Annotated in this window: 5 protein-coding genes and 1 pseudogene; 2 read left to right on the top strand and 4 right to left on the bottom strand. The window is 56.0% G+C overall.

The window, feature by feature from the left end; all coding sequences use genetic code 11:
• Nucleotides 1-97: 97 nt before the first annotated feature.
• The 3 genes from argF to DW151_RS10135 all read right to left on the bottom strand — a co-directional run bounded on the left by argF (nt 98) and on the right by DW151_RS10135 (nt 3915).
• Nucleotides 98-1105: an ornithine carbamoyltransferase gene (argF, locus tag DW151_RS10145; RefSeq protein WP_117584179.1), complete on the bottom strand. Its 1008-nt coding sequence runs from the start codon at nt 1103-1105 to the stop codon at nt 98-100.
• Nucleotides 1106-1191: 86 nt separating this feature from the next.
• Nucleotides 1192-2436 (bottom strand): arginine deiminase family protein, encoded by a 1245-nt coding sequence (locus DW151_RS10140; protein WP_117641075.1) that lies wholly within the window; start codon nt 2434-2436, stop codon nt 1192-1194.
• Between the two features lie 42 nt (nt 2437-2478).
• Entirely contained in the window at nt 2479-3915 is a 1437-nt protein-coding gene (locus tag DW151_RS10135; protein WP_187361863.1) for a YfcC family protein, read from the bottom strand.
• A 277-nt stretch (nt 3916-4192) separates the two neighbouring features.
• Here DW151_RS10135 and DW151_RS10130 point away from each other — a divergent pair, with 277 nt between their 5' ends.
• Both DW151_RS10130 and DW151_RS10125 read left to right on the top strand, forming a co-directional pair.
• The gene (locus DW151_RS10130; protein ID WP_158571698.1) at nt 4193-5443 is read left to right on the top strand and encodes an arginine deiminase family protein; all 1251 of its coding nucleotides are present in this window, start codon (nt 4193-4195) and stop codon (nt 5441-5443) included.
• 1 nt (nt 5444) lies between these two features.
• Nucleotides 5445-6095, top strand: coding sequence for a LexA family transcriptional regulator (locus tag DW151_RS10125; RefSeq protein WP_117641077.1), 651 nt, complete (start codon nt 5445-5447; stop codon nt 6093-6095).
• Nucleotides 6096-6236: 141 nt separating this feature from the next.
• Here the strand turns inward: DW151_RS10125 and DW151_RS10120 are convergent.
• Nucleotides 6237-6737, bottom strand: a pseudogene (locus DW151_RS10120) (carbamate kinase); the annotation flags it as partial.

Below are 6737 nucleotides of genomic sequence, written 5' to 3'. Positions count from 1 at the left end.
ACGGGGTTGTTGCCGAGGGCGTTGCCGCCGAGGGCGACGACGATGCGGTCGGGCTTACCGTACGGTTTACTCATAGTATTCGTTCACTTCCCAGCTACTAGCGAAGCGTCGCGTACATCATGGCCTTAATGGTATGCATGCGGTTCTCGGCCTCCTGGAACACACGAGACTGCGCGCTCTCAAAGACCTCGTCGGAAACCTCCATCTCGGTCACGCCGAACTTCTCGGCAATCTCGGCGCCGATGGTGGTCTGCGTATCGTGGAAGCTCGGCAGGCAGTGCATAAAGATGGCGCCGGGGTTTGCCTTGGCCATGACCTCGGGCGTTACTCGATAGGGAGAGAGAAGATCGATTCGGCTCTTCCACAGCTCCTCAGCCTGGCCCATACCGACCCAAACGTCCGTATAGATCACGTCTGCATCCTTGACGCCCTCGTCGATATCCTCAGTGAGCTGGATCGTGCAGCCATTCTGAGCGGCGATCTCCTGGCAGCGCTCAAGAAGCTCGGGATCGAAGTGCGTGGCGCCCTCGACATCGCCCTTGGGTCCGCAGGAGCAGAAGTTAATGCCGAGCTTGGCGCAGATAACCATCAGGGAGTCGCTGACGTTGCCCTGCTCCTTGCCCATATAGGTGAGCTTCATGCCGCGCGTGTCGCCAAACTCCTCACGCATGGTAAGAATGTCGGCAAGGGCCTGGGTGGGATGGTACTCGTTGGTCAGACCGTTCCAGACGGGAACGCCAGCCTTGGCGGCAAGCTCCTCGACGATCGACTGGTCGGAGCCGCGATACTCAATACCGTCATACATGCGACCGAGCACGCGGGCGGTATCCTCGATGGACTCTTTCTTGCCCATCTGCGACGAGCCGGGGTCGAGGTAGGTCACACCCATACCCAGGTCCATACCGCCGACCTCGAAGGCACAGCGCGTGCGCGTTGAGGTCTTCTCAAACAGCAGGACAATGTTCTTGCCCTCGAGAAAGCGGTGCGGATAACCGGCGCGCTTCATATCCTTGAAGTTCTTTGAGAGGTCGAGCATGTACTCGATTTCCTCGGACGTAAAGTCAAGCAGGGTAAGAACGCTTCGACCAGAAAGATTAAGAGCCATGATTTGAGTCCTTTCGGTTGTTGGAACACACAAGGAGGGATGGGCGGCGCAGACGCACACGCGCCGCCCAGATACGCTAACGCTGACTAGATTTCCTCACGCCAGAACGGCATGGTCATGCAGCGCGGGCCGCCGCGACCGCGAGAAAGCTCCTCGGAGGGGGCGACGAGCAGCTCGACGCCGGCCTTGTAAAGAGCATCGTTGGTGACAACGTTGCGCTCATACACGCAGACCTTGCCCGGTGCGACCGCAAGAGTGTTGGAACCATCGTTCCACTGCTCACGGGAAGCCTCGATCGGATCGCCACCACCGCACTCAATCATGGTGATGTGGTCCATACCCGTCGCAAGCTCGAGAATATGCTGCAGGGTGCCCTCGAGCTCCTCGATATGCACCTCCCCCTCCGAATCGCCCTTGGTCAGGCGGTAGGCACGAAGCGTCTGGTAGATGCCGGGATAGACCGTGAACTTATCGCGATCGACCTGCGTGCAAACGGTGTCGAGATGCATGTAGGCATAGCCGTGCGGAATCTTGATGGCATAGATGTTCTCGATTTCGGCCTCATCAGAACCCCAGAACATATTCTTGGCGAGCTCATCGATGGCCGCAGTCTGGGTACGCTCGGAAATACCGATGGCGAGCGTCTTGGCGTTGATGTTGAGAATATCGCCGCCCTCGATATGCCACTCGCTATTGTGGTCGTACCAGATGGGGCTACCGGCGTAATCGGGATGGTTGCGGAGCACCGTTTCGTAGAAGATTACCTCGCGATTGCGCTGATTCCAGTACATGCGGTTCATGGTAGCGCCCTTGCCCACGACAGCCAGGGGATCACGGGAGAAATACGAGGCGGGCATGGGGAAGAGGACCATGTCGTCGCCCTTCAGCTCATCGCCGTCCAAGCTGGCAAGAGAGCCGCCGACATGCGGGATCTCGAGGTCGCGCACATACAGTCCGCCCATAGCCGTGAGGACAAATTCCTTGTTGTCCTTGATGGAATCGAGCTTCTCGACAACGGCCTGGCGAAGGGCCGCGTTGGAGATGCCGGACTCACCCATGAACTTCGTCATGAACTCTGCGCGAGTGCCCTCGACTTTGTCAAACGTCTCAGCGAGCAGCTCTTCCATATAGACGACCTCGGCGCCAGCGCCGCGAAGAAGGTCGGTAAACTGATCGTGCTCTTTCTGGGCATAGTCCAGATAGAACGCGTCGTGAATCCAAACGCGGTCGAAATCCTCCGCCTTCATGTTTACAAGATCCATACCGGGGCGATGGACGCACACCTTCTTGAGGGCGCCAATCTCGCTATGAACGTTCAGTCCTTTGTTCATCTCTATCCTTCTTTCTCACAACTTGTATGTGGGGTTTTGCATTTACGGCAGGGGGATAAGACCCGAAACCGCAGTGAATGCCATGCAGATAACGCTTACGACCAGGAAGAATTTCCAAGCGACCTTCCACCACTGGCCAAGCGGAATCTTACAGACGCCAAGACCGGCAACGAGCATCGCGCTTGTCGGCGAAATGAGAGACATGGCAGCACTGCCCATGGAAAGGCCGGTAACTGCAGCCTCGGGGTTTAAGCCCATCAGCTCAACAAGCGGGCCGAAAATGGGAATCGTAAGAGCAGCGATGCCCGAGGAGCTCGGAACGAGGATCGACAGAAGGTTATCCACGACGTAGAGAATGCTCGTAAAGATAACTGCCGGAACTCCAGAGAGAGCCGTGGCGAGCGTGTTGAGAATCGTATCGATGATGAGGCCGTCATTGGCGATTACGAGGATTCCGCGGGCGAGGCCAACAACGATGGCAGAGAACGCGAAGTCTGCAATTCCCTTAACGAACTCGCCAGCGATCTCCTTCTCATTCATCCCGGAAACAACACCCGAAAGAAGGGCCATAGCCAAGAAAATCGCAGAGATTTCGTTCATGTACCAGCCCTGGGCCACCAGACCCCAAATGATGGCGGCAAGTCCAAGCACGAAAATAACCATAACGGCTTTCTGCCTACCGGTGAACTCGCTATCGAGGAGATTCTCGTCCGCACCAAACTCTTTGCGCTTCTCGATATCATCGTGGAAAGCTGGGGATGCCTCGGGATTCTTCTTAACCTTGAGGGCATACATCACAACCCATGCGATGGCAACTGCCGTGAGCACGACAAGGGCGATAGTACGCAACCAAAGCTGGGGGTTGCCCTGGATACCGAGGATGCCCTGGGAAATCAGGACGTTGAACGGGTTTACGGTAGATGCGATGTATCCGATACGGGCACCCACAAACACCGTCATGAACGCTGTAATTGAGTCGAAGCCCATGGCCATCATGATCGGCATAAGAATCGCAAAGAACGGAAGCGTCTCCTCTGCCATACCAAAGGTGCTGCCGCCCAAGGCAAAAAGCACCATTAGGATCGGAATGATGAGGACGTCCTTGCTCTTGAACTTCTTCACCACTCGGGCGACGCCGCTCGTGATGGCTCCGGTCGCCGTGATGACCTGGAAGGAACCTCCCACGATCATAATGAATGCAACGACCTCGACCGCTTGCTGGATGCCGATCGCAGGGGCCTCAAGTACTTCGAAGATGCCTTGGCGAAGATCGACCTCGTTGCCGTCCTCGTCCGTATAGACCTTATCGACAGGCTCATAGGTGCCCGAGACCGTTACCTCGCGACCGTTAACCTCCTGGCGCTCAAACGAACCCGAAGGCACGACCCAGGTCAGAACGGCAAATACGGCCATCAAGACGAGAATGATGGTGTACACGTGCGGGACTCGAAGAGTGCGCTTCTTTTCTGTCTCTGCCATCTCTCCTCCTTAATTCAGGGGTTTTTCGTTGCCGGCAAAGCCATTGTGTCATCGCGCAAAACACCCTTCCGTCTCTTCGCCCGCCAACGAAGCGCATCGACCCGTAAACGGACTTTAGATTGACGTAATTTTTCAATTTGCTTTCTAGATTGATGTTTAACATCAATTACTAAGCCGGTTCGTGCCATTCACCTGTGACAGATATGATGTAAATTGAATCGAACTCGTAATGTGCCACTATGGAAGCAATCAATACTCATCGCCAAAGCGAGGTCTTATGTCCGCACTACATGTTCAAAACGAAATAGGAAAGCTAAAAAAGGCCCTCCTGCACTGCCCCGGCCCCGAAACGCGCAACTACCCCGACGGGCAGTTCAATCGGGTCTTTACGTTGCGTCCGTCTAGCAGCTCATTCGATCTTGATAAAGCCCTTAGGGAGCATCATGCTTACTCGGCGATGCTCGAGCACGAAGGGGTAGAGATTCTCAATCTTGAAAACCTTCTTACCGAAGCCCTTGATGCGACAGAGCAAGCGCGTCGCTCTTTTATCGATAGCTACATTTCAGAATGCGGCGCGCGGGGCATTGAGCTCGAGTCTGCCATTCGCGAGTATCTTGAGCATATCGAAGGTTCCCGCGACCTGGTCCAGGCAGCCGTCAACGGCGTTCGCTACTCCCAGGTCTTCGACACGAACAAGGAGGTGTTCAGCCTCTCAAAGCTGACGGGAGACGCATACTCACCCGACGACCTTCTCATAGCCCCCCTTAACACCATGTGGTTCACGCGCGATCCAGCAAGCGTCATCGGCGAAGGTGTCACGCTCAACCATATGTACTGGCCAGAGCGCAACCGTGAGGTTATCGCCTATAAAACGATTTTTAACTATCATCCGGATTTCCGCGAGACTCCTCAGTTCTTCAAGCATGAATCGACTTACCACATTGAAGGCGGCGACCTTCACAACCTCAACAGCGAAAATGTAGCCGTTGGCATCTCTCAACGAACCGAGCCAGCAGCTATAGACACCCTAGCGAATAACTTGCTCTGGGACGAGAACTCGACTATTGAGTCCGTATGGGCCATTGAGGTTCCCTACGATGATCTCTGCATTCATCTCGACACATACTTTGCTCGTGTTAACTATGAGACATTCCTCATTGACCGGGAGCTCCTGGACCAAGCGCGAGTCTACTGCATTACACGAGGCAGATCGGAAAGGACAACCCGGGCGCGTCATGTCGAAGGCGGACTAAAAGAAGCGCTGGGATTAGCCCTGGGTTTAAGTTCACCGCAATTTATCCCTTGCGGCGGCTCAAATCCCGGAGCGGCAGAGGTCGAAAGAACCAACAATGCCATAAGCACCCTTTGCCTGGAGCCCGGCAAGGTCTGCGTATACGAAGAGAACACCGAGACTAACAAGGCACTGGAGCAGGCCGGTATTGAACTTGTTCCCATCTCTATCTTTGAGCTGACAAACGGCTTTGGCGGCCCCAACTGCCTCTGCCTTCCCCTCGTCCGCGCTTCATAACATGGGAACGGGTCAAAACATAAAGGCGCTTCGCAAGCGCGACCAGCTCACGCAGGAGGAGTTCGCGGCACTTGTCGGCGTCTCCAAAGAAACGGTATGCCGTTGGGAAAAGGACCGCTATGCCATCCGCCGGTCGACACTGCTCAAGATCGTTTCGAAATTCAATCTGCAGTTTGACGACCTCGCATCGGAAACCGCAGGGCTTGCCGCAAAGCTCGACCACGAGGGGCGGAAGGGGGAATCCAAGGAAACTACTACTGACTCCCTTTGTGATGTATTTAAAATTCAGATGAATGGAGGCAGAACGGGACTCAAGCAGACCGGAACAACGGCGCTCCCCTCATCCGTATTCAAAAACCATCGCGGGTGCTTCTTTGTTCAAATGGACACATCTGCCATGTCCAAATGCTATCCGATAGGATCCCTTCTCCTAGTGGACCCCAACCTGAAACCCTGGAACGGATGCTCCGTCCTCGCCTTGGCCGATAATTCCAGAATGGTCATACGGCGATATAGCACCGGCACGAACACCGTGATGCTGTCATCTTACTCATATCGCACGTCGGAACCGGATATTGTGCTGGACAAACGCCGAATCAGGATTCTCGGAGTCATCGTCTGGTTTCAGGCATCCCATGACCTGAGCATCTAACCAAATTTGCTCTTGTTTACCCCCTGCACACATCTCAAACAGCAAAAGCCCCGCAGCCGGAGCGGACTGCGGGGCTCATGAAGAGAGGCTAGTTTGTGGGCGTCTTGCCTGGCGCCCACGAGAGAGGCAACAGAGTAGAGGCTACTCGTGGATGCGGGTACCGGAGAGACCGGCCATGGTCTCGGCGGCCTTGTCCAGGGCGCCGATGATGCAGGTGCGGCCCTTGCGGGAGCGGGCGAACTTGATGGCGGCGCGGACCTTGGGCTCCATGGAACCCTTGCCGAACTGGCCCTCGTCGGCCAGACGCTCGGCCTCGTCGGCGGTGAGGTCCTCGAGCTCCTCCTGGTTGGGCTTGCCAAAGTTGATGGCGACATGCTCAACGGCGGTCAGCAGGAACAGGACGTCGGCGTCGCAGTCCTCGGCCAGCAGCTCGCCGCCCAGGTCCTTGTCGATGACGGCGGGAACGCCCTTGTAGCAGCCCTTGTTCTCGTAGTCGCGGACGACGGGGATGCCGCCGCCACCGCAGGCGATGACGATGAACTCGTTGTCGAGCAGGTTGAGGATGGAGTCAGCCTCGACGATCTTCTTGGGATCAGGGGAAGCGACGACGCGACGCCAGCCGCGGCCGGAATCCTCGACGAA

The organism is Collinsella sp. AM13-34, assembly GCF_003473055.1.
GTDB lineage: Bacteria > Actinomycetota > Coriobacteriia > Coriobacteriales > Coriobacteriaceae > Collinsella.
The sequence above is the reverse complement of the archived record's forward strand: the minus strand, read 5'-3'. Positions and strand labels throughout refer to the sequence as shown.

Bases quoted from the DNA above. Each gene is read 5' to 3' on its own strand.
- argF (WP_117584179.1), bottom strand. From the start codon at position 1,105: ATGGCTCTTAATCTTTCTGGTCGAAGCGTTCTTACCCTGCTTGACTTT.
- DW151_RS10140 (WP_117641075.1), bottom strand. From the start codon at position 2,436: ATGAACAAAGGACTGAACGTTCATAGCGAGATTGGCGCCCTCAAGAAG.
- DW151_RS10135 (WP_187361863.1), bottom strand. From the start codon at position 3,915: ATGGCAGAGACAGAAAAGAAGCGCACTCTTCGAGTCCCGCACGTGTAC.
- DW151_RS10130 (WP_158571698.1), top strand. From the start codon at position 4,193: ATGTCCGCACTACATGTTCAAAACGAAATAGGAAAGCTAAAAAAGGCC.
- DW151_RS10125 (WP_117641077.1), top strand. From the start codon at position 5,445: ATGGGAACGGGTCAAAACATAAAGGCGCTTCGCAAGCGCGACCAGCTC.